Genomic DNA, 25,956 nt, shown 5'->3' with positions numbered 1-25,956 from the left:
GTCAGCCGAAGCTGGCCGGGAACGCCACCCCGGTCAGCGACTCGCTCAGCCTGCGCAGCTGGGCGCGGGCGCTCTCGTCGTACGCCTGGGCGCCCGCCCGGGACCGCGTGGAGCGGTTGAAGTAGACGCCCGAGACGTCGTCCAGGGCCGGGTCGGTGATCAGCCGCAGGGTGTTGCGCATACCGTCCGCGACCGTGCTCTGCGGGGTGAACAGGTTCACCACCATCTTGGTCGGCATGTACGACGCCGGGTGCAGCGCGTTGGCCGTGACCCCGGTGCCGCGCAGCCGCTCGGCCAGGTCGAAGGTGAGCGAGATCTGGGCGAGCTTGGCCTGGCAGTAGGCCTGCACGCCGTCCCAGTTGCGCTCCAGCATCACGTCGCGGAAGTCGATCGGTGCCTGGCCCGCGGAGCTGACGTTGATGATGCGGGCCGGGGCCGAGGCCACCAGCAGCGGGGCGAGCCGGCAGCTGAGGATGTAGGCCGCCAGGTAGTCGACCTGGAAGGTGAGCTCCAGGCCGTCCTGGCTCTCCTGGCGGGCCAGCTCGACGCCGATGCCCGCGTTGTTCACCAGTACGTCCAGCCGGTCGTACGTGGTGAGGATCCGCTCGGCGAGCTTGCCGATGTCCTCCAGGGAGGAGAAGTCGGCCAGTTCGTAGCTGAGCCGGCCGGTGGCGCCGGCCGCGCGCAGCTCGGCCAGCAGGTCCGCGCCCTTGGACGCGCTGCGGCCGTGCAGGATCAGCGACGCGCCCTGCGCGGCGAGTTCACGGGCGACCGCACGGCCGAGACCGTCGGTCGCGCCGGTGATGAGAATGGTCTGCTCGGGAACGGCCTTCATCGTGGGGAACTCTCCTGTCAGGCGTACGTTGCCAGTTTTTCGGTGGACTGGTCGGTGTATCCCTGGCTGACCTCCACCACGACGCCGTCCGGGTCGGAGACCCAGACCGTCTTCCAGCCGGGGATGAACTCGTCGAACGTCAGCGGCCCGAGCGTCGTCTCCAGCTCGCCCTCGGCCGTGGCGAGGAACGCGTCCACGTCGTCGACCTGGAAGGCGAGGTGGCGGGCGGTGCCGGGGGCGGCCGGGCCGTCCTTCGCGGCCGGGAAGAGCGGCTCCGCGTCGGTGGCGAACAGCTCCAGGTACACGGGGCCGTTGCGCAGGAACACCACGCGGACGCCGTCGGCCTCCACCACCCGGGCCCGGCGGAAGCCGAAGTGCCGGGTGTAGAAGTCCTCGGTGGCCTTCTGGTCAAGGCAGTTGAGGCCCACGTGCGACCAGCGCAGGCCGTGCGGGGCGGCGGTCGTCATGGCCGTCACTTCCCGGTGACCGGGGCGAACGGCACGGTGTCGTGGACGTTCGTCATGTAGGTGATGAGCCCGCCGCGGACGCGGAAGTAGTTGCACACCGCGGCCTCGACCGTGATGCCGTCCGGGGTGCGGGCGGTGATGTCGGAGACCACCGCGGCCTGTTCGCCGTCCACGACGACAAAGCGGGGGACGTTGGCGAAGGAGGCGTACATCTGCGGGAAGCCCTTCATCATCTCGCGGAGCGTCTCGCGTCCCTCGACGTGCCCGGCCAGCTGCTCGTCCATGGTCTGGTCGATCGCGAACAGGTCGCACCAGGCGTCCCAGTCGCCCTCGTTGGCCAGCCGGTAGTACGTGTCGACCACTTCTCGGGTGCTCATGCGGCCGTCCTTTCCTGCTGCTGCGAGTCTGTGGTGGGGTCAGGGGAGGGGCACGCCGAGCCGGCGCATCAGGCCCGTGGTGTCGGCCTGGACCCAGCGCTCGACGACCTTGCCGTCCTCCAGGCGGTAGACCTCCAGGCTGGTCCAGGAGACCTCCTTGCCGGTCGGCTCCTGGCCGAAGAACGGCGCGATGTGCCGGCCGTGGAAGGTGATGTGCATGATCACCTTGTCCGGGGCGGCCGGGTACAGGGCGTCGAGGTGCACGGTGAAGTCCAGCGCGTCGTGCGCGGCCTTGATGATCCCCTTGAGCTCGTCGAGGCTCTCGACGCTCCAGGCCGGGTTGTTGTCCCGGAAGGTAGGCCCGAACAGCTCGTCGAGGTCGTCGTAGCGGCGCTCGTTGACCGCGTCGCTGACCTGCCGGACCACCGTGTAGTTGAGGTCGTCGGAGGACACCTGGGCGCGCAGGCCGAGCAGGTCGTCCTGGGCCCAGCGCTCGGCGAACAGGCCGTTCTCGGCCCGCCAGATCTCGGTGGTGGACCACTCGACCTTGCGGCCGGTGGCCGGGAAGCCGAGCACGTCGCCGAGGTGGGTGCCGGTGAGCTTCACCCGGGTGACGAGCCGGTCCTCGCCGAGCGGCGCGCCCTCCTCCAGCTCGCCCTTGAGGTCGAGCGACTCGTGCGCGCCGCGCACCGCGTCCAGGTAGGTGTCGATGCCGGTGATGTCGAAGCCGGGGTGGTGGTCGGTGAAGTCCGGGCTGAGGACGGCGCGGACCCCTTGCAGGTCGCCGGCGTTCAGCGCGTCGAGGAAGCGGGAGTAGAGCTTCTGGATCTCCTGCTGGTCACGGGTGGACATGGTGCATCCCCTCGGTCGGTCGGGCGGCGGAGGAAAGCGGCCGGGAGGTGCCGAGGGCGAACGCCGCCGCGCGCTCGCCGATCATGACGCTGGGTGCGTGGGTGTTGCCGGCCACGATGGACGGCATCACGGAGGCGTCGGCGACCCTGAGGCCCTCGACGCCGTGGACGCGCAGTTCGGGGTCGGTGACGGCGTCCGGGCCCGTGCCCATCCGGCAGGTGCCGGCCGGGTGCCACAGGGTGGTGGCGTTGGCGGCGACGTAGGCGCGCAGCTCGGCCGGGGTCGTGACGTCCTTGCCGGGGCCGAGTTCGTCGCCGCGGAAGGCGTCGAGGGCCCGGGTGGCGGCGAGCTCGCGGGCCAGCTCGACCCCGTACACCAGGACGTCGAGGTCGGCCGCCGAGGTGAGGTAGCCGGCGCTGATCACCGCGTTGGACTCGGGGTCGGCGTCGCGCAGCCGTACCCGGCCCCGGCTGTGCGGGAGCACGGCGATCGGGGCGAAGGTGAGGCCGGGGCCCTCCCACTGGTCGGCGGGCGCACCGGCGGGCAGGAACTTGACCGGGCCGAAGGTGAACTGCAGGTCGGGCGGCCCGGCCGGGTCGGCGGCCGGGGTGTGGGTGAACAGCCCGGCCTCGGAGAGCAGGGCGCCGGGCGGGTGCTCCTGGAGGGACTGGTAGCAGACCGGGGTGAAGAGGTGGTCCTGGAGTCCGGCGCCCACGCCCGGCAGGTCGCGCACGCAGTGGATGCCGTGCGCCCTGAGGTGGTCGGCCGGGCCGATCCCCGACAGCATCAGGAGCTTCGGTGACTCGAACGCGCCCGCGGACACGATGACTTCGCGGTCGGCGCGGAGGTGCGCCGGGGCGCCGTCCCGGACGTACTCGACGCCGGTGACCCGGTCCCCGTCGAGCAGCAGCCGGGTGGTGCGGGCGCCGGTCAGCACGGTCAGGTTGGGCCGGTCGAGGGCCGGGCGCAGATAGGCGTCGGCGGCGCTGCACCGCCCTCCCGCGTCGTCGCGGTTGGTCTGGTACAGGAAGCCGAAGCCGTCCTGCCGGGCGCCGTTGTAGTCGCCGTCGCTCGCGGCGTCGTGGCCGAGCTCACCGGCCGCGGCCACGAAGGCGGACGCAAGGGGGGACGGACGGTCCAGCTGCCGTACCCGGACCGGGCCGTCGGCCCCGCGCAGCTGCGAGCCGCCGCCGGAGTAGCTCTCGGCGGCCCGGAAGAACGGCAGGACCTCGTCGTACGACCAGCCGCTCGCGCCCTCGGCGACCCAGCGGTCGTAGTCGTGACGGCTGCCGCGCACCCACATCAGGGCGTTGACGGAGCTGCACCCGCCGAGGACCTTGCCGCGGGCCACCGGGATCCGGCGCCCGTCCATGCCGGCCTCGGGCTCGGTGACGTAGCCCCAGTCGATCTCGCCGCGCCAGTCGGCGGTGAGCAGGGAGAGGACCGAGGCGGCGTCGGCGTGGTGGATCTCGGGACGTTCGTCCGGGCCGCCGGCCTCCAGCAGGATCACGGTCACGGACGGGTCCGCGCTGAGCCGGGCGGCCACGGCGCAGCCGGCGGAACCCGCGCCGACCACCACGTAGTCGGCGCCCAGTGGCACCGGGGGAGTCGCATTCGACGGCATGACAGCCTCCAAACGGTGACGGGGTCAGAGGGCGGCCGGCTCGCCGACCTGGTAGTCGACGATCACCGGGGCGGCGCCGGGCGCGGGGCGTTCGAGCTGCCACTGCTGGTTGATCCGGAACGAGGACACGGTGCCGTCGGCGGTCGACTTCGCCGTCCACACGACGGTCAGGTCGATGCCGATCCGGGCTCCGGTCTCCTGGTGGACGAGCTTCTCCACGGTGTGGTCCTGCTCGCTGTAGGCCTCACCGACGGCCGCGTACCAGTCGAGGAAGTCCGCGTGGCTGTGCAGGGTCCGCTCCGGGAAGGCCATCTCCAGGCCCTCGTCGGCGACGTAGCGCAGCAGCTCCGCGACCGGGGCGTGCACGTTGAGCAGGCCGAACCAGCGCTGCACGAACTCCTCGATCTCCCGGTCGGAGCCGGTCTGTTCGGTGGACATGGATGTCTCCGCTCATCGGGGTCCCGCCCCCGGGGGAACCGGGAGCGATACGCGTCCGATGACCCCACAGCCAGGGCGCACCGCGCGCCGTGCGCCGTAACTCCGGCGGCACTGTGCGAAGTCGCAGCTCCGGCTCGGGCAACTCGCCTTCCGCAGCGGCCGTACCGCCCGGTAGCGACGCCCCCGCAGGCGTTGGCCACAACATGCCGTAGTGCATTCGGCCACTTGGGCATGTGCCGTGAGCACGGGCGGCGGCGATGGTCCGGACGAAGTGCCCCGCCGTAGACAGGAATCCGCCACTTGGCACCGTCCCGCCGAAACCGGGAGGAATCCCATGAGCAGGCGCATCCTCGTCGTCCTGTCCGAACACGGCTACTGGGGCGAGGAGTTGATCGGCCCCCTGGAGACCTTCGACCAGGCCGGCTACCACGTCACCTTCGCCACCCCCACCGGCAAGCGGCCGCAGGCCCTGCCGCCGAGCATGGACCCCGAGTACGTCGACCCGCCGCTCGGCCGGTCCGTCACCACGCCCGAGATGGCGGCCAAGGTGCGGGCCGTCGAGGAGTCGGACCGGCTCGACAACCCCCTCGACCTCGCGTCCTGGCTGCCCGACCGGCCCTACCGCTCCCGCCCGTACTTCCTGCGCGACTGGGAGGCCTACCACAGCCGCCTGGAGCAGATCCGCCGGCAGATCGCCGACCGCTACGACGCGCTGCTGATCGTCGGCGGCAGCGGACCCATCGTGGACCTCGCCAACAACTGGCGGGTGCACGACCTGATCCTCGCCTTCCGCGCCCTGGACCGGCCGATCGCCGCCGAGTGCTACGGCGTCGCCTGCCTGGCCTTCGCCCGCGACCAGGAGACCCGGACGTCCATCATCCGCGGCAAGCACGTCACCGGGCACTGCATCGAGTACGACTACAAGGACGGCACCGGGTTCCTCGGCACCGACTTCGTGATGGGCCCGCCGCCGTACCCGCTGGAGTACATCCTCCGCGACGCCACCGCGCCCGGCGGCGCCTACCACGGCAACTTCGGCAAGGAGACCTCGGTCATCGTCGACTACCCGTTCATCACGGGCCGGTCGACCCCGGACTCCTACCTGACCGGCCAGAAGACCGTCGAGGTCCTCGAACAGGGCCTGCGCCAGTGGGGGTTCAGGACCTCCTGACGTCCTGACATCCCGTCCCGCGAGAGGTGACCAGCATGGACAGCAGGCCCGCGCGCGTCGCGCTCCTGGAGCAACTGGAGGCCGAAGGCGTCCGGTACATGTTCGGCAACCCCGGCACGGTCGAGCAGGGGTTCCTCGACGAACTGCGCTCCTTCCCCTCGATCCAGTACATCCTGGCCCTGCAGGAGGCCACGGCCGTCGGCATGGCGGACGGCCACGCCCGCGCCACCCGCACCCCGGCGGTCCTGCAACTGCACTCCGGGGTCGGCCTCGGCAACGGCATCGGCATGCTCTACCAGGCCATGCGCGGCCACGCCCCGATCGTCACCCTGGTCGGCGAGGCCGGGCTGCGGTACGCCGGGCTGGACGCCCAGATGGCGGCCGACCTGGTCGGCATGGCGGAGCCGGTCACCAAGTGGGCGACCCGGGTGCTCGACCCCGACTCCACGCTGCGCGTGCTGCGCCGCGCCTTCAAGGTGGCCGGAACCCCGCCGTACGGGCCGGTCCTGGTGGTGCTGCCGGCCGACGTGATGGACGCCGGCACCCGGGAGGCGGTCGTCCCGGTCTCCTACCCGGACACCCGCAGCCGGCCCGCCGCGGACACCGTCGCCCGGGCCGCCGCGCTGCTCGCCGGGGCCCGCCGCCCGCTGATCGTGGCCGGCGACGGAGTGCACTTCGCGGGCGCCCAGGCCGAACTGGCGCGGCTGGCCGAGGTGTGGGGCGCCGACGTGTACGGCGCCGACTGGGCGGAGGTCAACCTCTCCGTCCAGCACCCGGCCTACGCGGGCCAGTTGGGGCACATGTTCGGCGAGCAGAGCCGACGCATCACCGGCGCCGCCGACGGTGTCCTGATCGTCGGCACCTACGCCCTGCCCGAGGTGTTCCCGGCCCTGTACGACGTCTTCGCCGAGGGCACCCCGGTGGTCCACGTGGACCTCGACACCGACGCCATCGCCAAGAACTTCCCGGTCGACCTCGGCATCGTGGCCGACCCGAAGGCCACCCTCGGGCTGCTCGCCGACGCGCTCCACGGGGAGATGGGCGACGAGCGGCGGACGGAGGCGGCCGAACGGCTGCGGGTGCGGGCCGCCGAGCGGGCCGACGCCCTGGCCGGCGCCCGGGACCGGGACCTGGCCGACGGCGAGGCACAGTCCGTGCCCACCGCCGCCTTCGCCAGGGAACTCGCCCGGCGACTCCCGCCGGATGCCCTGCTGTTCGACGAGGCGCTGACCGCGTCCCCGGCGCTCTTCCGCCACCTGCCGCCCACCGTGCCCGGCCAGTGGATGCAGACCCGCGGCGGCTCCCTCGGCGTCGGCCTGCCCGGCGCGCTCGGCGCCCAGCTCGCCCACCCCGACCGCACGGTGGTCGGCTTCACCGGCGACGGCGGCAGCATGTACACCTTCCAGGCCCTGTGGACGGCCGCCCGTTACGGCCTGCCCACCAAGTTCGTGATCTGCAACAACGGCAGCTACCGGCTGCTGGAGGACAACATCGAGGAGTACTGGCGGGAGACCGGCATACCGGCCCACGAACAGCCCGGCATGTTCGACCTCTCCCACCCGCCCATCGACTTCACGGGCCTCGCCCGCTCCCTCGGGGTGGCCGCCGTACGGGTGGAGAAGCCCGGGCAGGCCGAGGGCGCGGTGGCCCAGGCCCTCGCCCATCACGGGCCGTTCCTCGTCGACCTGGTGACGGCCAAGGGAAAGGGGTGATTGCCGTGCGACTGAACGGACACAAGATCGCCGTCCTGATGGAGAGCGACTTCTACGAGCCCGAGATCCTCTACTACCGCTACCGCTTCCCCGAGGAGGGCGCCGAGGTCCACTTCCTGACCCGGCTCTGGGGCAACGAGGGCATGACCTTCCAGGGGCACGAGCACCGCATGCCCTTCGAGGTCACCGAGTCCTTCGAGGACCTCGACGAGTTCGCGCTCAAGGAGTACTCGGCGGTGATCGTCCCCTCCGGGATGGTCTCCGACCGCCTCCGCTACACCGACGACCCCGAACAGTTGCCGCCCGCCGCGCAGTTCCTGCGCCGCGCGTTCGCCGACCCGGCGATCGTCAAGGGCATCATCTGCCACGGCATGTGGCTCGCCGCTCCGGTCCCGAACCTGATGCGCGGGCGGCGCGCGGTGGTGCACAACAACCTGCTGGGCGACCTGCGGAACATGGGCGGCGAGTACGTCGACCAGGACGTCGTCGTCCACGACGACCTGGTCACCGGCCGCACCGGCAACCACTGCCACGTCTTCGCCCGCACCATCATCGACCTGCTCGCCGACCGTCAGCCCGCCGAGCCCGCCCCGGCCGCCCAGGCAGCCCAGGCCGGGCAGGGCTGACGGGACGCGAACGGGGAGAGGAGCGATCATCATGACACCGGTGACCGGGCGCATCCCCGTCCTCGACGTCCGCCCCCGGGTGCGGGACGGGGAACTGCCCGCCAAGGCCGTGACCGGCGAGCACCTCGACATCACGGCCACCGTCTTCCGCGAGGGCCACGGCGTGATCGCCGCGGACGTGGTCCTGCGCGGCCCCGAGGGAGCCCCCGCCCGGCGGGTGCCGATGACCCTCGTCGACGCGGACGCCGACCGCTGGAGCGCCACCGTGGTCCCCGACGCCGAGGGCCTGTGGACCTTCCGGGTCGAGGCCTGGGCCGACCCGCTGGCCACCTGGCGCCGGGACGCCGCGCTGAAGACCGAGGCCGGCGTCGACACCGAACTCACCCTGCGCGAGGGCGTGCTGCTGCACGAACGGGCTGCACACGGAGACAACGACATCACCGACTGGGGCCGGCGGGAGGAGGTCCGGGCCGCGGTCGCCGCGCTCCGGGACACCCTGGGCCCGGCCTCGGCCCGGCTGGCGGCCGTCACCAACCCCCGGGTGACGGCCGCCCTGGGCCGCTACGCGGTGCGCGAACTGGTCACCGCCTCCCGGCCGTTGCCGCTGCGCGTGGAGCGGCGGCGGGCCCTGGTGGGGTCCTGGTACGAGCTGTTCCCGCGGTCGGAGGGCGCGGTCGTGACGGCGGACGGGCGGACGGTGAGCGGCACCCTGCGGACCGCCGCCGCCCGGCTGCCCGCCGTCGCGGCGATGGGCTTCGACGTGGTGTACCTGCCGCCCGTCCACCCCATCGGCGCCACCCACCGCAAGGGCCCCGACAACGTTCTCGTGGCGGGCCCCGACGACGTCGGCTCGCCCTGGGCCATCGGCTCCTGGGAGGGCGGCCACGACGCGGTCCACCCCGACCTCGGCACCCTGGACGACTTCCGGTACTTCGTCGCCACCGCCCGGGACCTGGGCCTGGAGGTGGCCGTCGACTTCGCCCTCCAGTGCTCCCCCGACCACCCCTGGGTGACCGGCCACCCCGAGTGGTTCCACCACCGGGTGGACGGCTCGGTCGCCTACGCCGAGAACCCGCCCAAGACCTACGAGGACATCCACCCCCTCGACTTCGACACCGACTTCGAGGGCCTGTACGCCGAGGCGCTGCGCGTTCTGCGGCACTGGATGGGCCAGGGCGTACGGATCTTCCGCGTCGACAACCCGCACACCAAGCCGGTGCACTTCTGGGAGCGGCTGATCGCCGAGATCAACGCCACCGACCCGGACGTGCTGTTCCTGGCCGAGGCGTTCACCCGCCGGGCTATGGTGCACGCCCTGGCCCAGGCCGGCTTCCAGCAGTCGTACACCTACTTCACCTGGAAGAACACCAAGCAGGAGCTGACCGAGTACCTGCCCGAACTCACCGGGGACAGCGCCGACTTCCTGCGGCCCAACCTGTTCGTGAACACCCCGGACATCCTGCACGCCTACCTCCAGCACGGCGGCCGGCCCGCCTTCGAGGTCCGGGCCGTGCTGGCGGCGACCGCCGCGCCCAGCTGGGGCGTGTACGCCGGGTACGAACTGTGCGAGAACACCCCGCTCACCGAGGGCACCGAGGACTACCTCGCCTCGGAGAAGTACCAGGTGCGGCCCCGCGACTGGGCGGCCGCCGAGGCCGAGGGGCGGACCATCGCCCCGCTGATCACCCTGCTCAACCGGCTCCGCCGGACCCGTCCGGCCCTCCAGGAACTGCGCAACCTGCGGCTCCAGCACACCGACAACGACCGGATCCTCGCCTACTCCAAACACGTGGAGCTGCCCGAGGGCGGCACCGACGTGGTGCTGGTCGTCGTCAACCTGGATCCGCACCGGGTCCAGGAGGCCACCGTGACCTGCGACCTGGCGGCCCTCGGTCTGCCCGTCGACGGCACGCTCAAGCTCCGCGACGAACTCACGGGAGCGGCCTACGCCTGGGGCGAGTCCACCTACGTGCGCCTCGACCCGGCCCACCAGGTCGCGCACGTACTGACGACCGAGGAGGCGTCATGAGGACGGAGACGAGGACCGCGGCGAGGACGGCGACGAGGACGGCCGCGAGGGCGGAGATCCTGCAGCCGCTGCTGCCCGCGCTCGGGCCGTGGATGGCGGGCCGCCGCTGGTTCGACGCGCGCTATGCCGGCGCCCCGCTGACCGCCGAGGCGGCCTCGGTGGTCGGCGACGAACCCCCGCTGCTGCTGCACGCCGTGGTCGCGGCGGACGGCGCCGCCGGACCGCTGCGCGTCCAGCTCCTGCTGGGCCTGCGCCCGGAGCTGCCGGACCGGCTGGCCCCCGCCGCGATCGCCACCGTGCCGGCCGGCCCCTGGCAGGGCTGGCGGGTCTACGACGCGCTGGCCGACGGCACCCTGCTCGCCCTGCTGCTGCGCACCCTGGCGGGCGGCGGCGCCGAACACGGGCCGCGCCTGGAGCGCAGCTCCCGCTATCCGCTGCCCGTCGGCCTGGTACCGCGGCCGCTCCAGGTGGAGCAGAGCAACACCTCCGTGGCCTACGGCGACCGGGTCCTGCTGAAGATCTTCCGCCGCCCGGAGCCGGGACCGCACACCGAGGTCGAGGCGCTGCGGGCGCTCACCGGCCAGGACTGCGCCCGCACCCCCCACCTCTACGGGGCGGTGCACAGCGACGCCCCCGGCGCGGAGGGCCTGGTGCTCGGCCTCGTCGAGGAGTTCCTGCCGGACGCCCGGGAGGGCTGGGAAGAGGCGGTACGGCAGGCCACCGACTCCGTGGCCGGCACCGGCCGCGGCGGCCCGGCCGGCGGCGGCTTCACCGCGGACGCGGCCGCCCTGGGCCGGGCCGTCGCCGACGTGCACGGCGCGCTCGGCGAGGCGTTCGGGCGGACCCGGCTGACCGTCGAGGACGTGGCCGAGGAGACGGCCCGGATGACCATGCGCCTCAAGGAGGCCGCCGAGGAGGTCCCGGCCCTCGCCCGGTACACCGCACGGCTCGCCGCCCTCTTCGACGACTGCGCCCGGGTCGCCGGGCGCGGCTGCCCGCTCTACGTCCAGCGCACCCACGGCGACCTGCACCTGGGGCAGGCGCTGCGAGCCCACGACGGCTGGCGGATCGTGGACTTCGAGGGCGAACCGGCCCAGCCCGCCGCCGAACGCGCCCGCCCGCAGCCGGTGCTCAAGGACGTCGCCGGCATGCTGCGCTCCTTCGACTACGCGGCCCGCACCGGGCTCGCCGCCGTCGAGGACGGTGACCCGGCGGAGTCCTCGCCGGCGGACCGGCTGCGGCGGCGCCGGCGCGCCTCCGCCTGGGCGGTGCGCAACCGGCGGGCGTTCGTCGCCGGGTACGCGGCCGCCGGGCACGAGGACCCGGACTGCCACCCCGTGCTGCTCCGCGCGTTCGAGGCGGACAAGGCCGTCTACGAGGCCGTGTACGAGTCCCGGCTGCGCCCCGACCGGCTACCGGTCCCGCTCGCCGCGGTACACCGGCTGGCCACCGCCCCGCACTGACGGCCGCCCTCCCCGGGAACCGCTGCACCAGCAGCAGCGGCACCGGACTCGGTGTCCGAGCCGGTGCCGTACCGGGCGTACAACTCGGCGTCGAACCCGGCGTCGAACCGGCCTCGAATCCGGCGGTGAAAGGGCCGGAACCGGCACAGGGGAATCGGTGCCCGGCGGACTTTCAATTCTCTTTGTCGTGCGGGTATTTCACGGCGGTTCCGGAAGGGGAATTCAGGTGGTGCGCGGAACGCGGCGGAGCGGGTCAGGAACGGCCCTGCTCGGTGAAGGACGCGCTCGGGTCGCGGTTCGGGGCCAGACCGGCCGACGACAGCGCCTGGTCGTACGCCTGCAGGGCCGCCGTGCTGTTGCCCTGGCGGCGCCACAGGTCGCCCACGTAGCGCCAGTTGAGCGCGGTCTGGTGGGACGGCGGGAACTGGCGCAGCTGCCGGGTCGCGGCCTGCAGGCACTGGGCCGCCTGTTCGTAGTCGCCGCGCAGCAGATGGATCTCGGCGAGCGTGGCGCGCGCGCCGACGGCCTGGATGCGGGACTCCGGACCGGTGAGGCCGAGGGCCCGCTCCGCGTGGGCCGCGGCCTCGTCCCAGTTGCCGAGCATCGCGTCCGCGTCGGCCAGCCCGATCTCGCACTGGGCCAGCTCGGGGGCGTTGCCGACCTCGGCCAGCAACTGCTGGGCTTCCTCAAGGAGTTGCTTGGCGCGGGCCGGTTCGGGCTGGTCGACCTGGAGGAGCAGCGAGCCGCAGTTCATCTTGAGCATGGCGACATGGCGGATGTTGTCGTCCTCGGACATCAGCGCCAGTGCCCGCTCCACCAGGGCCAGCGCCTCGTTCAGCTGGCCGCGGGAGCGGGCCACGAGGCCCGCGTTCCAGAAGACGGCACCCCGCGCGGCCCGTGCCCCCTGCTTCTCGGCGGCGTCCAGGAGCCGGACGCCGAGCAGCTGGGCCCGGGTGAGGTCGCCGCGCATGTGGTACGAGGCCATGAGCGTGGCGCCGAGCTGGACGTGGTCGACCGTGACGTCGAGGCCGAGGGCGTCGAGGCGGGACATGGCCCGCTCGGCGATCTCGATGCTCGTCGTGATGTCGCCGGCGTTGCGGTAGCAGCGGCACAGGGCGACCGACACCGTGCACCAGTCGGCGGAGCCGGGCGGCAGTTCGGGGTCGCGCTGGAGGTCCTCGAGGATCGTGATGGCGGCCTCGATCCGGTCGAGCTTCTCCAGGGCGGAGGCCTGGGCGATGCGGGCGCGCCGGGTCATCGACGGGTCGAGCAGGGACGGCTTGGCCAGGAGGTCGCTCAGGGTCTGGAGGGCCTCGCCGTTGCTGCCGTTGCGCAGGGCCATCTCGCCGAAGGCCAGCCGCAGCCGGGTCTCCTCCAGTTCGTGGTCGTCGCGTCCGCTCCGCAGGTACTCCACGGAGCACCCCAGGCGCTCGGCGAGCGCGGCGAGCACCGAGTCCGACGGCGCGCCGCGCTTCCCCGACTCGATCAGGGAGATGTAGCTCGCCGAAATCTCACCGGACGCGAGGTCCTGCTGCTTGAGTCCACGTTTGCCGCGCAACACCCTGATGCGCTCGCCCAGTCCTGCGGCCGTCGCGTTGCCGAGTGGATCCATGCCAACTCCTCGGTGCAGTACTTGACTGTCGGGATGACAGATTGATGTTACCAGTAAGTTGATATCTACCCAATGGGCTTCCGGTGATCTTTTAGTGGCTCTCCACCGCATTCTGCAGCGAAGTTCTCTGATCGCTTCAGGTAGCACTTTATGCGGTGCGCGATATTCCGTTTGATTATGATTAATTTTGCTAGAAACTACTTGACTGTGTTAGTAATTCAATGTTGACTGTAATTGTCAAGGCGCATCCTTCTGTTGTTCAGGGGAGGGGATTTTCGTGAGCAATAAAATAATCGCGCTCTTCGCAATCGTCGTCCTGGTCAGTGGTCTCGTCGCGGGCGGCCTGTGGCTGAACGATTCCGGGCCGGGCAACCGTCCGCAGCACGAAGGCATGGCCGAGTCCAGCGGTGGGAGTGGTGGTTGCTGCTGATCACACACGCGCTTCGTACGGGACCGGGTCCGGTCCGGCGGTCGCACTACGGCCGTCGGACCGGACCCGGTCCCCCGTCGTGCGGGAAATGGCAGGAGACGGTGTGGTCGGCGGCCGGCCCGGCCGCCCGCGCGCGCGGTGTCTCCTCCGCGCAGCGCCGCCGCTCGGCGGCGGAGAGCACGGCCTGGACGGGACAGCGGGCCCGGAAGCCGCACCCGGAGGCGGCGCGGGGACCCGGCCCGGGGTCGGCGGGCAGCACGATCCGGCGCCGGGAGCGCTCGACGACCGGATCCGGCAGCGGGACGGCCGAGAGCAGCGCCCGGGTGTAGGGATGGCGCGGCCGGCCGAACACCTCGGCCACGCCGCCCGTCTCCACCGTGCGGCCCGCGTACATGACCGACACCCGGTCGGCGAGCTGCCGGACCACCGCGAGGTCGTGCGAGACCAGCAGGTACGCCGGGCCCAGCTCCCGCTTCAGCCGCAGCAGCAGGTCCAGGATCCCGGCCTGCACCGACACGTCCAGCGCGGACACCGGTTCGTCGAGCAGCAGCAGCGCGGGCCCGACCGCCAGGGCCCGCGCGATGGCGACGCGCTGCCGCTGTCCCCCGGAGAACCGGTGCGGGTAGTCGTCGGCGTCCGCCGGGCGCAGCCCCACCTGGGACAGCAGCCGCGGCACCCGCGCCGCGACGACGGCCGGCGGGACCCGGGCGGCGTGCAGCGGCTCGGCGACGATGTCTCCCACCGGCATCCGCGGATCCAGGCTCGACATCGGGTCCTGCGGCACCAGTTGGACCGCCGTCCGCAGCTCGCGCGCCGCCCGCCGGGAGAGCAGCGCGGTGTCCCGCCCGAGCACCTCCACCCGCCCGGCCTGCGGAGCCGCCAGCGCGGCGATCTCCCGCAGCGTCGTGCTCTTCCCGGCCCCGGACTCCCCGACCAGCGCCAGCGTCTGCCCCCGCCGCACCTCCAGATCGACCCACTCGACGGCCCGCACGGCGGGGGCACGGCGGTGCCGGAACCCCGGCACCCGGTACGACCGACCGAGCCCGGAGACCGACAGCACGACGTCGGCGGTGGTGCCGTCTGCCGTGCTGCCCCGTTCCGATGCCTCCGTCGGCGGCCCGAACAGCTCGGCCGCGGTCAGCTGCCGGACCTCCGGGATCCTCCGGCAGGCCGCCGTGTGGGCGCCGGGTGCCGAGTCGTCGGCGCGGGACGGGCTGTCGACCCCCGTGAGCGGGGGCTCGGCCGCGTGGCAGTCCGGTTCCGCCAGGGGGCAGCGCGGGGCGAAGGGGCAGCCCGGGCCGAGGGTGCCCGGGGCGGGGGCGGTGCCCGGGACCGGGGTGGGCGGGACCCGGGCGTCGAGGCGGGGCACGGAGCCGAGGAGGCCGAGGGTGTACGGCATCCGGGGGCGGCTGAGCACCGCCTCCGCCGGGCCCGTCTCCACCACCCGCCCCGCGTACAGGACCGCGACCCGGTCCGCGGCGCCCGCGACCACGCCGAGGTCGTGGGTGACGAGGAGCAGCGCCGCCCCCGTCTCCCGCCGGGCGGCCGCGAGCGCCTCAAGCACCTGGGCCTGGACGGTCACGTCGAGCGCGCTGGTCGGCTCGTCCGCGACGAGGACCGCGGGCCGGTTCGCCACCGCCATCGCGATCATGGCCCGTTGGAGCATCCCGCCGGACAGCTGGTGGGGGAGGGCGCGGGCCGCGCGGGACGGCTGCGGCACCCCCGCGAAGTCCAGGAGTTCCACGGCCCGCCGCAGGGCCGTCTCGCGGCGCGGGCGCGGGCGTTCGTGGATGCGCAGGGCCTCCGCGATCTGGTCGCCGACCCGCAGCACCGGGGTGAAGGCGTGCAGCGGGTCCTGGAAGACCATGGCGATCCGGCGGCCGCGGAGGCCGGCCAGCTCCCGCTCCGGCCGTCCCAGCAGCTCCTCGCCCAGCAGCCGTACCGAACCGCCCACCTGGGCGCCGGGCGGGGCCAGACCGAGCAGGGACAGCGCGGTGAGCGACTTGCCCGCGCCGGACTCGCCCACCAGGCCCAGCACCTCGCCGCGGCGCAGCGCGAGGTCCACACCGCGCACCACGGGCACGGGCGGCCGCCGTCGCCCGCCGCCGAAGGCGACCGTCAGACCACGCACCTCCAGGACCGGGCTCGCCGTCCCGCGCGCCGCCGGGCCCGCGCTCATCAGGCCAGCCCCGACACGGCACCGCGGGGCGGCCCGGACGGCCGTACCGTCGTCGGGTCCAGGGCGTCGCGCAGAGCGTTGCCGAGGAGGCCGACCGCCAGGACGAACGCGATGAGCAGGCCCGCCGGGAAGAAGAACATCCACGGATACACCAGGGCCACGTCGGACGCGTCCGCGATCAGCGTGCCCAGGGAGACGTCGGGCGGCTGGACGCCGAAGCCGAAGTAGGACAGCCCGGCCTCGCTGACCACCGCCCCGGCCACCGTGACGGTCGCGTCGGTGATCAGGAACGAGGCCAGGTGCGGCAGCACGTGCCGCCAGATGACCCGCACCGGCCCGACCCCCATCAGCCCCGCCACCACCACGAACTGCTGCTCCTTCAGGGACCGCGTCATGCCGCGCACCGCCCGTGCGGTGACCATCCAGCCCAGCAGGGCGAGCAGCCCGGCCAGCGCGAGCCAGCCCCACCGCCGCAGCCGCGGCGCGAGCACCACGAGGACGAGGAAGCCGGGGAGCACGAGCAGCAGGTCCGCCGCGAACATCAGCAACCGGTCCGTCCAGCCGCCGAAGTAGCCCGCACAGGTCCCCACCGCCGCCGCAAGACCAGTGGCGACCGCGGCCACCAGCGCCCCGATCAGCAGCGACTTCCGCAACCCGTGCGCGGCCTGGGCGAACACGTCCTGCCCGATCCGGTTCGTGCCCATCCAGTGCCGGGCGTCCGGCGGCTGTCGCAGCGCGGTGTAGTCGACGTCCGAGTAGGACCACCGGCACACGTACGGCCCCACGACCGCGAGCACCACCAGGGCCACCAGCAGCCCGAGCCCGCACAGCGCCCCCGGGTGCCGGGCCAGCCGGCCCAGCACCGCCCGCCCGCGCCGCCCCGCTCTCACGGTTCCCGCACCCGGGGATCGAGCAGTGCGTGCAGGACGTCCGCGACCAGCCCCGCCAGCAGCACGACGGCCGCGGCGAAGCCGTCGACCGCCACGACCGAGTTCACGTCCCCCTTCTCCACCGAGTCGATCAGCCAGCTGCCCATGCCGGGCCAGCCGAAGACCCGCTCGGTGAACACGGCCCCGGTGACCAGGGTGAGGACGCCGAAGGAGAAGAAGACCGTCATCGGCACCAGCGAGATCCGCAGCCCGTGCCGCAGCAGCGCGCGGCCCGGGGTGAGCCCCTTGGCGCGGGCGGTGCGCAGGTGGTCCGCGCCGAGCACGTCCAGGGTGGCGGCCCGCTGGTAGCGGCTGTACAGGGCGATCGCGGCGAGCGCCACGCAGAGCGCCGGGAGCACCAGGTGGGCCGCCGTGTCCCGCAGGTGGACGGTCCAGTCGCCCCGGAGCCCGGGGGTGGTCTCGCCGGTGTACTTGACGACGTTGCCGCCCGCGGCCCGGTTGACCGCGAGGGCCCCGGTCTTCAGCAGCAGTGCCAGCACGAAGGTGGGCACGCACAGCACCGCGAAGGAGAACCCGGCCAGTGTCCGGTCGCCGAGCCCGCCGCGCCGGACCGCCGCCCACACGCCGGCCAGGGTGCCGACGACCGTACCGGCCACCGTGCCCACCAGCAGCAGCCGCACCGACACGCCGACCCGGCGGCCGAACTCGGCGCTCACGGACTGGTCGTCGATGGTGCGGCCCAGGTCGCCGTGGACGGCGCGGTCCGCCCAGTGCGCGAAGCGCTCCGGCAGCGGGGCGCGGTCGTCCATGCCGAGCCGGGACAGCTCGCGGTCGACGACCCGGGCCGGTGGCGGCGGCCTGCGGTCCTCGAAGTACGCGCGGGGATCGAGGGCGGTGGAGGCGAGGGCGTAGGAGAGGACCAGGGAGACGAGGAACAGGACCGTGCAGCGGACCAGGCGCCTGGTGATCAGGAAGAACATGGCACTCCTGACGGAGGGGAGTCTGCCTTCTCTTCATTTGAGGGAAACATCGTGATGTTAAGCTCCGACGCCGCAATTCCCAGGGAAACGGGGGCAGTTGACGGCCCCTTGGTGCCGGAGAGGCTGACAGGTGGAGCGATTACGGGGATGGCCCGCGTGGGTGGCCGTCTGGGCGCTCATCGTCCTCACGGCGACCGGATGCACCGCGTCCGGCGGGCACGACGATTCCCGGCACCAGGCGCTGCCGACCTACGGCACCTACGACATCAACGCCCTGCCGTCCGGGGACCTCCGCTCCGGCGGGACCCTGACCGTGCCGATCACACAGATGATCACGCAGTTCAACTTCAACCACGTCGACGGCGCCCTGGACGACGTGTGGACCGTCGACACGATGACGGAGCCGCGGCTCTTCACCCGCGACGCCGAGGGCGTCCCCCGCATCGTGCGGGACTACCTGACCTCCGCCACCGTCTCCACCGCCGGCTCGCGCCAGGTCGTCACCTACCGGCTCGATCCGAAGGCCCGCTGGTCCGACGGCAGGGCCCTGAGCTGGCGGGACTTCGCCGCCCAGTGGCACGCGGTCGGGGGCGGCGACGACCGGTACCTGGTCGCCGACCCGAGCGGCTACGACCGGATCGCCGACGTCCGCCAGGGCGCCGACGCGCACGAGGTCCAGGTCACCTTCAAGCAGCCGTACGCCGACTGGCGCAGGCTCTTCACACCGCTCTTCCCGGCCGTCGCCTACGACAGCCCGCAGCACTTCGACTCCGACTGGCAGGGCCGGCTCCCGGTCACCGCGGGCCCCTTCCGGCTCGCCTCCGTCGACCGTACGGCGCAGACCCTCACCCTCGTCCCGGACACCGCCTGGTGGGGCACCCGGCCCCGGCTCGACCGGATCGTCTTCCGCGTCCTCGACCCCGACGCCGCCCTGCAGGCCTTCCTCAACGGCGAGGTCGACGTCGTCAACGCGGCCACCAGCGAGGCCTACGCCCAGCTGGCGAAGGCGCCGGACACCGCCATCCGGGTCGGCTCCGCCTGGGACGAGGTGCACGTCACGCTGAACGGCGCCAGTGGGCCGCTGGCCGACCGGGCGGTGCGCAACGCCCTCCAGCAGGCCGTGGACCGCCCGGCGCTGGCCCAGGTCGCGGCCTCGGGCCTGCCGGTGAAGGTGCCGTTGCTCGGCAACCACTTCTTCATGACCAACCAGCCCGGCTACGCCGACGACTCCGGCCCGTACGGCCGCTTCGACCTGGAGGCCGCCGAGCGCGCCCTCGACCGCGCGGGCTGGCGCAGCCAGGGCGACGGGCAGCCGAGGGCCAAGGACGGCCGCAGCCTCACCCTGCGCCTGGTGCTGAGCGAGGGCACCAACCGGCTCGGCGAGGACCTGGCCCAGCTCGTCCAGCAGATGCTGGCCCGGGCCGGGGTCCGCGTCGACATCGAGAAGGTGCCCGCCACCGCCTACGGCCCCCAGTACCTCGACAAGGGCAACTTCGACCTCGCCATCTTCCGGTTCACCGGACTGACGTACCCGAGCTCCGCCTACGCCGTCTACCGACGCCCGGCCGGCGGGCAGGTCTTCGAGAACTACGGCCGGGTCGGCTCCGCGCAGGTCGACAAGCTGCTCGACCGGGCCGCCGGCACCCTCGACGAACGGGCCGCGCAGCGTCTCTACAACGAGGCGGACGCCCAGATCTGGCGGCTCGGCCACGACATCGAGCTCTACCAGCGCCCCCAGATCCTCGCCGTCCGCAAGGGCCTCGCCAACTACGGCGTCCCGGGCCTCGGCGACATCGACTTCGCGAAGGTCGGCTGGGAGAAGTGAACACGGCGCGGCCCCGCGCGGACGTGTCCGCACGGGGCCGTTCCGGTCGTTCCGGTCGTTCTGGTGGCGCTGTTCAGGCATGCGGTGCGCTCAGGGCTCTCTCGTCGGCCTGCTGGCGCACCATGTCGAAGCCGAGCGCGGCCGAGGCCAGCGTCACGTGGTGGTGCCAGCCGCGGAAGGAGCGGCCCTCGAAGTCGCCGAGGCCGAACTCGTCGTGCATCCGGCCCAGCGCCTCCCCGGCGAACCTGCGCAGCCGGGCCAGCAGCACGATCTCCGCGAGCCGCCGGACCGGCAGGTTGGTCAGCCAGTAGGCCCGCGGCTGCGGCCGGCCGTAGGGCCAGTCCGCAAGCAGCATCCGCGCCCGCGGCGACCCGCTCGGGCAGCCCTCGGGAGAGCGCTCGGCCCGCAGCAGCACCGGGACGGTCAGGAACTCCGAGTGCCACATGCGTTCGGTCACCGGGTCGTGCCAGGTCACCGACGTCCGCTCGGTGTGCCGGACGGCGTGCGCGGCGAGGTCGGCCAGGGCGCCGCCGGTGCCGCCGGCCCGGCCGCGGGGGAGGAGCACCGGGGTGTGCGGCGATGCCTGGACCACATAGCCGAGACCGCGGGCCTCCAGCCCCCGCAGCAGGGGGTCGGGGTCCCCGTCGCCGCGCCAGTCGGCCAGCACCGGCAGCGGTTCAAGGGACCACTCGTCGAGCATCTCGTCGAGCGTCTCCAGCACATAGCTCCACCGCGGGCGGCAGCGCTCGTGGTCCGGTAAGTGCGCCTGGCCGCGCAGGCCCTCGTCGCGGTCCCAGCGGGTCGGCAGCACCAGCCGCCAGTTCACCGGGACCCCGCCGGCGTGCCCCACCAGCGAGGTCGCCAGCGCCAGCTGGCAGTTGACGGTGCGTTCCTGGGAGGCCGCGTACTGGCGGGCCACGCCGACCGAACGGTCGCCGTTCTTGGCGAAGACGACCTCGTCGACCGACCAGGCCTCGGCCCGGAAGGCCCGGACCATCTGCCCGGCCAGCCGGCCGCGCACCGGCGCGGACGCCCACGGGCTCTGGTTCACGAACTGCTGGATCTGCTGCACCGCCCGCCGCCCCAGCACCTGTTCGGTGATCCGGGCCGGCGTCTTGCGGCCGGGCACGGCCAGCAGGCCGCGCAGGTAGACCTCCCCCCAGCGCCGCTGGTCGGCCCGGGTGAACTGGCCGAACAGCTCGCCGCAGTAGGCCGGCAGGTCGCGGGCACCGGGCGGGGCACCCGGGGTACGCACGGACGGTAACGGGAGTGCGAGGGTCGCGAGATCACTCATGGTTGCAGTCGTCACCACCCTCCAGCAGGAAGGCGTCCGTGGCGAGCAGCGCGTCCGCGACGTCCGGCAGGGCGCAGCCCACGATGACGAAGTCGACGTCGAGCCCCGCCTTGGTCCGCTGGAACAGCAGCTCGTTGATGGCGGACCGGCACATCTCGCTGGTCTCGCAGAGGTGGAACTCCACCCGCCCCGGGGTGGCCGCCATGACCTCGCCGAGGATCCTGCGGAACTTGCCCAGCTCGGCGGCGTCGATCACACCGCGGCAGCTGATGTGGGCGGTGCCGCCGTCGAACTCGCTGCGCATCCGCAGCCGCATCTGCGCGGGCTCCAGCTCCACCCGCACCCGCACCGGTTCGGTGCCCTCGGGCAGCCGCACGGTCAGGTCCTTGGCGTCGAAGTTCTGGTACGGCTGCCCGTCCACCCACACCCGGGTCAGCTCCGCCGAGCCGGCCGGCAGCAGGTCCGGCGCCACCCGCAGCAGCCGCTCCGGGAGGTCGTCGGGGCGTGGCCGGAAGTGCAGGGTCACCGGGTCGTTGCCGAGCAGCAGACCGGTGTAGGTCGCCGACAGGTAGCACAGCTCCAGCGCGTGGTAGCCCGCCATCGCGTGGCTGCCCTTGAGCCGCTCGGTGCCCAGCAGGTACGGGATGCCGTTGGCCAGGACGTTGAAGTAGACGCCGCCGTCCTCGTAGTCGAGGAAGTACGCGTTGTAGAACGCCGCCGCCTCCCGGGCCAGCCGCAGGTGCTCGGGGTCGTCGGTGGTGCCGGCCAGGATGAGGTAGGCGAGGATCGCCTGCTCCTGCTGCCACCAGGCCTTGCGGTCGTGCCAGACCATGCGGTGGATGCCGCTGTCCGGGTCGGGCTGCCGCTCCACCACGTCGTACCAGCCGCTGCGCAGGCCGTCGCTGCCCACCGAGGGCATCAGCTCGGCGATCCGCTCCGCCGTGGTGAGGTACTCGGGCTTGTCGTGCAGGGCCTTGATGCGGGTCAGGTTCCAGGTGATCTTCAGGTTGTGGCCGACCACCGCGCGGTCCTGCTGCCAGCCCCAGGTGCGGTCCGGGCTCCAGTCGGCGTGGAACCGTTCCTGCACGAACGGGGAGTTGGGCTCGTCCGGGAACCGCCTGACGATCGTGTCCGCGGTCTCCTCAAGGAGGGCGGCGAAGTCAGAACGCCCGGTCGCCAGGTAGGCGTTGATCAGGTAGGCCGGGGCGTGGTCGCCGACCGAGTTCCAGTTCTTGCGGGACCGGTTGCGGCCCAGCGAGTCGGCGCCCGGGTCGAGGGCGATCGGGTCCAGGTGCGAGAAGAACCCGCCCTCGACCGGGTCGCGGAAGTACTTCTGGAACAGGGCCACCGTGCGGTCGATGTCGTTCAGGATCTTCGGGTCGCCGGTGATCCGGAAGGTCTGGGTGGGGCCGGCCAGCGCGTAGATCTGCTCGTACATGGGGATCGCGTCGTAGTCGTCCCCGAACTCCGAGGCGAAGACCGGCCGGTGGCCGTTCGGCGTGATGTCGATGCCGTGGTACCAGTACGTGATCCCGTCCGCCTGGTCGTCCACCCGCATGTGCTCGCGCAGGTACTCGGTGCCGGACTGCGCCGCCTCCAGGAAGCGGTCCTCGCCGGTCAGCAGGTACGCCGTGGCCAGTCCGTAGACCAGCCGGGAGATGGTGTCGGTCTCCTGCCGCACGTCCTGCCCGTGGAAGTCCGGTAAGTGGGTGCCGCTGAGGGTCAGGTGGGTGCGGAAGTTGCGCCAGTCGTAGTTCCCGTCCGGGAACTGGCCGCGCAGGTAGAAGTCGGCGATCGCGGCGGCCTGCTGCACCCACCAGTTCGGGTGCTCGAAGACGTACTGGCCGCGGCTCTCCTCCGGGAAGGTGATCTCCTTGGCGTCGAAGCGGGCGCCGCCCTCCCACTCGTAGAGGATCCCGTACGCGAACAGGAACCGGCCCTCGGCCAGCATGTCGACGGTCTGGGCCGTGGTGTCGTGGTAGGGGTCGCCGAGGTTGCGGACGATGCGGGAGACGGCGTTGTGGGTCAGGTGGACCGTGAACTCCCGCCCGTCCGGGCTGCGCAGGCCGAACATGCGCCTTGTGGGGCTGTAGTGGGTGACGTAGCCCGCCAGGGTGTCGGAGGTGATACGTCGTTGGGAGAGTGCGCTCATCGTCGCGTGCCCTTCTCGTCGGGCAGGGCCGCCAGCAGCACGACGCTGCGGCCCTGAGCGTGATAGGTGGGACCGTCGACCGGCTCCTCCGCTCCGGGCGGGAGGATCTCGTACGGGGCCGGCCGGGCCGTGTCCAGGACGCGGTGCCAGCGGTGACCGGGCAGCTCGGGCAGCTCGAATTCGAGGCCCAGGTGGTACATGTTGAGGATCAGGTGCAGGTCCGGGTCACCGTCGAAACCGCCGTACGTGCAGGCCAGCACGTGGGCGTCGGGGTTCTCCCAGCCCGGCTGGTGCAGGCTCGTGCCGTGCCAGGTGATGTCCGGCAGGAGACGGGGGTTGAGCCGCTCGGAGAAGAACTGCGGCTCCCGGAAGGTGCGGTAGCGCTTGCGCAGCCCGATGACGTCGCGGGTGAACCCGAGGGTCTCCCGCTCCTTGCCGGCCTGGTCCCAGTCGAGCCAGGAGAGCGGCCCGTCCTGGCAGTAGCCGTTGTTGTTGCCGGCCTGGCTGTTGCGGAACTCGTCCCCGGCCAGCAGCATCGGGACGCCGCGGCTGAGCATGAGGACCGACAGCAGGTTCTTGATCTGCCGCACCCGCAGCCCCTCGACCGCGGGGTCGTCCGCGGGGCCCTCGGCGCCGCAGTTCCAGCTGTAGTTCTCGTTCGTCCCGTCGGCGTCCGCCTCACCGTTGGCGTGGTTGTGCTTGGTGTCGTAGCTGACCAGGTCGTTGAGGGTGAAGCCGTCGTGGCAGGTCACGAAGTTGATGCTGTTGGTGGGCAGTTCCTCCTGCGGGGCGAACAGGTCGGCCGAGCCGCCGAGCCGGGAGGCGACCTCGCCGGCGATGCCCGCGTCACCGCGCACGAACCGCCGCACGTCGTCCCGGAACGGGCCGTTCCACTGCGCCCAGCGCTTCCCGGGGAACCGGCCCACCTGGTAGAGCCCGCCGCCGTCCCAGGGCTCCGCGATGATCTTCGTCTCGGCCAGGACCTGCGACAGCTCGATCGCCCACAGCGCGGGCGGCACCGCCATCTCGTAGCCCATCGGGCCGCGGGACAGCTCCGAGGCGAGGTCGAAGCGGAAGCCGTCGACGTGGTGCTCGGAGACCCAGTACTCCAGGGACTCCAGGATGAACTTGGTGACGATGGGGTGGTTGGCGTTGATCGCGTTGCCGCACCCCGTGAAGTCCATGTAGTGGGAGCGGTCCTGCGGCCACAGGTGGTAGTAGGCCTCGTTCGCCGCGCCCCGGAAGCTGATCGTCGGCCCGAACTCGTTGCCCTCGCTGGTGTGGTTGAAGACCACGTCGAGGATGACCTCGATGCCCGCCTTGTGGAACGCCTTCACCATGTCGCGGAACTCGGTGATGTGGGTGGCGAGATGGGGGCTGGAGCAGTAGCCGGTGTGCGGGGCGAAGAACCCGTACGGGTCGTAGCCCCAGTAGTTGCGCAGCGGGGTCCCGTCCGGTCCGGTGCGCAGCACCTGGGTCTCGTCGAAGTCGAAGACCGGCAGCAACTCCACCGCGGTGACGCCGAGTTCCTTCAGGTGCGGGATCTTCTCGATGACGGCCGAGAAGGTCCCCGGGTGGTCCGCGCCGGAGGTCGGCGAGGCGGTGAAGCCGCGGACGTGCATCTCGTAGACGACCGTGTCGGCCATGGGGGTGCGCAGCGGGGTGTCGCCCTCCCAGTCGTAGTCGTCCAGGTCGACCACCAGGCTGCGCATGGAGTGCTCGACGTTGTCCCCGGGGCCGATCGCGCGGGTCCGCTCCCAGCGGCTGTTGACGTTGGCGCGGGCATAGGGGTCGACCAGCACCTTGCGGTGGTCGAAGCGGCTGCCCCCGGCGACCGGGTCGCGCGGCCCGTCGATGCGGTAGGCGTAGACCTGGCCGGCGCCGAGCCCCTGCACATGGCAGTGCCAGAAGTGGAAGCTGCGGTGCCGCTCGGGGTGCAGCCGGACGGTCCGGTAGGGCTGCGGGCTGTCGCAGTGCTCGAACAGCAGCAGGTCGACCCGGGTGGCGTGCTCGGAGAAGACCGAGAAGTTGACCCCGTCGGCGTCGACGGTGCTGCCCAGCGGCTGCGGGTGGCCCGGGGTGACCCCGGGCTGGGGCACGTCGAGGGAGTCGGGGGCCTGGTCGGCAGGCAGGGTCATGTACGCGCTCGTGGCATCCGTGGTGGTGGCGGTCGGCTGGTCCTGGGCCTCGGTCGGGGCGCTCATGCGAACACCGCCCTCGTCCCGGCCGGGGCGTCGGTGCGCAGCCCGGCGAGGAGCTCGTCCCAGGGCACGGGACCGGAGGCGGGGCCCGCCTCGCTGCGCATCTCGAACGTCACGCCGCGCGCCGCGGGCGAGTCGATCGCCCGGACACAGGCCTCGGCGACATGGGCGCGGGCCACGTACCCGTCGCCGACGTCGCCCTGCTCCAGGTGCAGCACGCCGTGGCCGGGCTCGTCGGTCAGCCAGCCCGGCCGGATCACCGTGTAGGGCAGGCCCGAGGAGCGGACCGCGTCCTCGCCGGCCAGCCGCCAGTCCAGCATCCTGCCGTAGGCGTTCATGGGGTGGTCGCGACGGGTGACGTGCCGCTGGCTGACGAGCACGAAGTGCCGGTCGGCCGGGGCCGTGCCCAGCACGTCGAGGACGTGCCGGACCCCGCCGTGCAGGGTCGACTCCGGGCTGTCCGGGCCGGCGGCGTCGGTGCCCGGTTCCACGGCGTAGACGACCGCGGCGCACCCGTGCAGCGGGGTGCGGAGCGTGCCGGGGTCGCGGACGTCGGCCGTGAAGTACTGCGCCTGCGCGGGCATGTGCCGCCGGGCGCGCTGGGTGCTGCGGCCGATGACCCGGACGGTCTCGCCCCGGGCCAGCAACCGGCGGGTGACGAGCCGGCCGACGCGGCCGGTCCCTCCTATGACTGCGATCGGGCTGTCCATCGAGAAAACTCCCCAGGCTGTAGACGAGCCGGACGATTGGGGTGCGGGAAGGAGCAGGTGGATGCGTCAGGGCGTGTTCTTGAGCCGTT

21 protein-coding genes are annotated in these 25,956 nt (G+C 72.6%); 7 read left to right on the top strand and 14 right to left on the bottom strand.

The window, feature by feature from the left end; translation table 11 throughout:
- Nucleotide 1: 1 nt before the first annotated feature.
- Genes ABT137_RS04815 through ABT137_RS04790 form a run of 6 tightly spaced genes read right to left on the bottom strand, consistent with a single transcriptional unit; the run spans nucleotide 2 to nucleotide 4,593 of the window.
- Nucleotides 2-835, bottom strand: a complete 834-nt coding sequence (locus ABT137_RS04815) for an SDR family NAD(P)-dependent oxidoreductase (protein ID WP_351702501.1) — start codon at nucleotides 833-835, stop codon at nucleotides 2-4.
- A gap of 17 nt (nucleotides 836-852) precedes the next feature.
- Nucleotides 853-1,302, bottom strand: a complete 450-nt coding sequence (locus ABT137_RS04810; protein WP_351702499.1) for a VOC family protein — start codon at nucleotides 1,300-1,302, stop codon at nucleotides 853-855.
- Nucleotides 1,303-1,307: 5 nt separating this feature from the next.
- The gene (locus tag ABT137_RS04805) at nucleotides 1,308-1,679 is read right to left on the bottom strand and encodes a nuclear transport factor 2 family protein (protein ID WP_351702496.1); all 372 of its coding nucleotides are present in this window, start codon (nucleotides 1,677-1,679) and stop codon (nucleotides 1,308-1,310) included.
- 39 nt (nucleotides 1,680-1,718) lie between these two features.
- Nucleotides 1,719-2,531, bottom strand: a complete 813-nt coding sequence (locus tag ABT137_RS04800) for an ester cyclase (RefSeq protein ID WP_351702493.1) — start codon at nucleotides 2,529-2,531, stop codon at nucleotides 1,719-1,721.
- Nucleotides 2,518-4,155, bottom strand: a complete 1,638-nt coding sequence (locus ABT137_RS04795) for a GMC family oxidoreductase (protein ID WP_351702490.1) — start codon at nucleotides 4,153-4,155, stop codon at nucleotides 2,518-2,520. Before ABT137_RS04795 ends, ABT137_RS04800 begins: the two co-directional genes overlap by 14 nt.
- A 24-nt stretch (nucleotides 4,156-4,179) precedes the next feature.
- Nucleotides 4,180-4,593, bottom strand: a complete 414-nt coding sequence (locus ABT137_RS04790; RefSeq protein ID WP_351702487.1) for a hypothetical protein — start codon at nucleotides 4,591-4,593, stop codon at nucleotides 4,180-4,182.
- Nucleotides 4,594-4,927: 334 nt separating this feature from the next.
- Between ABT137_RS04790 and ABT137_RS04785 the strand changes: the two genes are divergently transcribed.
- From ABT137_RS04785 to ABT137_RS04765, 5 genes are read left to right on the top strand one after another with little or no spacing between them, the layout of a single operon-like run.
- The gene (locus tag ABT137_RS04785) at nucleotides 4,928-5,764 is read left to right on the top strand and encodes a type 1 glutamine amidotransferase domain-containing protein (RefSeq protein WP_351702484.1); all 837 of its coding nucleotides are present in this window, start codon (nucleotides 4,928-4,930) and stop codon (nucleotides 5,762-5,764) included.
- Between the two features lie 35 nt (nucleotides 5,765-5,799).
- Entirely contained in the window at nucleotides 5,800-7,476 is a 1,677-nt protein-coding gene (locus ABT137_RS04780; protein WP_351702481.1) for a thiamine pyrophosphate-binding protein, read from the top strand.
- Nucleotides 7,477-7,481: 5 nt separating this feature from the next.
- Complete coding sequence (locus ABT137_RS04775; RefSeq protein ID WP_351702478.1) at nucleotides 7,482-8,102, top strand: DJ-1/PfpI family protein; 621 nt, start codon at nucleotides 7,482-7,484, stop codon at nucleotides 8,100-8,102.
- 31 nt (nucleotides 8,103-8,133) lie between these two features.
- Complete coding sequence (locus ABT137_RS04770; RefSeq protein ID WP_351702475.1) at nucleotides 8,134-10,131, top strand: alpha-1,4-glucan--maltose-1-phosphate maltosyltransferase; 1,998 nt, start codon at nucleotides 8,134-8,136, stop codon at nucleotides 10,129-10,131.
- On the top strand, nucleotides 10,128-11,594 hold the full coding sequence (locus tag ABT137_RS04765) for a maltokinase N-terminal cap-like domain-containing protein (protein WP_351702472.1): 1,467 nt from the start codon (nucleotides 10,128-10,130) through the stop codon (nucleotides 11,592-11,594). Before ABT137_RS04770 ends, ABT137_RS04765 begins: the two co-directional genes overlap by 4 nt.
- Before the next feature lie 253 nt (nucleotides 11,595-11,847).
- Here the strand turns inward: ABT137_RS04765 and ABT137_RS04760 are convergent, their stop codons facing one another.
- A complete protein-coding gene (locus ABT137_RS04760) occupies nucleotides 11,848-13,206 on the bottom strand; it encodes a helix-turn-helix domain-containing protein (protein WP_351702469.1) in 1,359 nt (452 codons plus the stop codon).
- A gap of 277 nt (nucleotides 13,207-13,483) precedes the next feature.
- Here ABT137_RS04760 and ABT137_RS04755 point away from each other — a divergent pair, with 277 nt between their 5' ends.
- Nucleotides 13,484-13,636 carry a hypothetical protein gene (locus tag ABT137_RS04755; RefSeq protein WP_351702466.1) on the top strand — a complete coding sequence of 51 codons (153 nt, stop codon included), beginning with the start codon at nucleotides 13,484-13,486 and terminating at the stop codon, nucleotides 13,634-13,636.
- Nucleotides 13,637-13,682: 46 nt separating this feature from the next.
- Here the strand turns inward: ABT137_RS04755 and ABT137_RS04750 are convergent, their stop codons facing one another.
- Genes ABT137_RS04750 through ABT137_RS04740 form a run of 3 tightly spaced genes read right to left on the bottom strand, consistent with a single transcriptional unit; the run spans nucleotide 13,683 to nucleotide 17,685 of the window.
- Nucleotides 13,683-15,815 carry a dipeptide ABC transporter ATP-binding protein gene (locus ABT137_RS04750; protein WP_351702463.1) on the bottom strand — a complete coding sequence of 711 codons (2,133 nt, stop codon included), beginning with the start codon at nucleotides 15,813-15,815 and terminating at the stop codon, nucleotides 13,683-13,685.
- Nucleotides 15,815-16,705, bottom strand: coding sequence for an ABC transporter permease (locus ABT137_RS04745; protein WP_351702460.1), 891 nt, complete (start codon nucleotides 16,703-16,705; stop codon nucleotides 15,815-15,817). The genes ABT137_RS04750 and ABT137_RS04745 overlap by 1 nt, the downstream gene beginning before the upstream one ends.
- Nucleotides 16,702-17,685, bottom strand: a complete 984-nt coding sequence (locus ABT137_RS04740; RefSeq protein WP_351702458.1) for an ABC transporter permease — start codon at nucleotides 17,683-17,685, stop codon at nucleotides 16,702-16,704. The genes ABT137_RS04745 and ABT137_RS04740 overlap by 4 nt, the downstream gene beginning before the upstream one ends.
- A 160-nt stretch (nucleotides 17,686-17,845) precedes the next feature.
- Here ABT137_RS04740 and ABT137_RS04735 point away from each other — a divergent pair, with 160 nt between their 5' ends.
- Complete coding sequence (locus tag ABT137_RS04735) at nucleotides 17,846-19,510, top strand: ABC transporter family substrate-binding protein (RefSeq protein WP_351702455.1); 1,665 nt, start codon at nucleotides 17,846-17,848, stop codon at nucleotides 19,508-19,510.
- 73 nt (nucleotides 19,511-19,583) lie between these two features.
- Here ABT137_RS04735 and ABT137_RS04730 read toward each other — a convergent pair whose 3' ends face one another.
- The 4 genes from ABT137_RS04730 to ABT137_RS04715 are packed head-to-tail and all read right to left on the bottom strand — an operon-like array spanning nucleotide 19,584 to nucleotide 25,867.
- Nucleotides 19,584-20,804 carry an IS701 family transposase gene (locus tag ABT137_RS04730; RefSeq protein ID WP_502984472.1) on the bottom strand — a complete coding sequence of 407 codons (1,221 nt, stop codon included), beginning with the start codon at nucleotides 20,802-20,804 and terminating at the stop codon, nucleotides 19,584-19,586.
- Nucleotides 20,797-22,956 carry an AGE family epimerase/isomerase gene (locus ABT137_RS04725; protein WP_351702449.1) on the bottom strand — a complete coding sequence of 720 codons (2,160 nt, stop codon included), beginning with the start codon at nucleotides 22,954-22,956 and terminating at the stop codon, nucleotides 20,797-20,799. Before ABT137_RS04725 ends, ABT137_RS04730 begins: the two co-directional genes overlap by 8 nt.
- Nucleotides 22,953-25,160, bottom strand: a complete 2,208-nt coding sequence (glgX, locus tag ABT137_RS04720) for a glycogen debranching protein GlgX (protein ID WP_351702446.1) — start codon at nucleotides 25,158-25,160, stop codon at nucleotides 22,953-22,955. Before glgX ends, ABT137_RS04725 begins: the two co-directional genes overlap by 4 nt.
- Nucleotides 25,157-25,867 (bottom strand): SDR family oxidoreductase, encoded by a 711-nt coding sequence (locus ABT137_RS04715; protein ID WP_351702443.1) that lies wholly within the window; start codon nucleotides 25,865-25,867, stop codon nucleotides 25,157-25,159. The genes glgX and ABT137_RS04715 overlap by 4 nt, the downstream gene beginning before the upstream one ends.
- Nucleotides 25,868-25,956 lie beyond the last annotated feature (89 nt).

This window comes from Streptomyces sp. NPDC001980, assembly GCF_040296885.1.
Classification (GTDB): Bacteria; Actinomycetota; Actinomycetes; order Streptomycetales; family Streptomycetaceae; genus Streptomyces.
The sequence above is the reverse complement of the archived record's forward strand: the minus strand, read 5'-3'. Positions and strand labels throughout refer to the sequence as shown.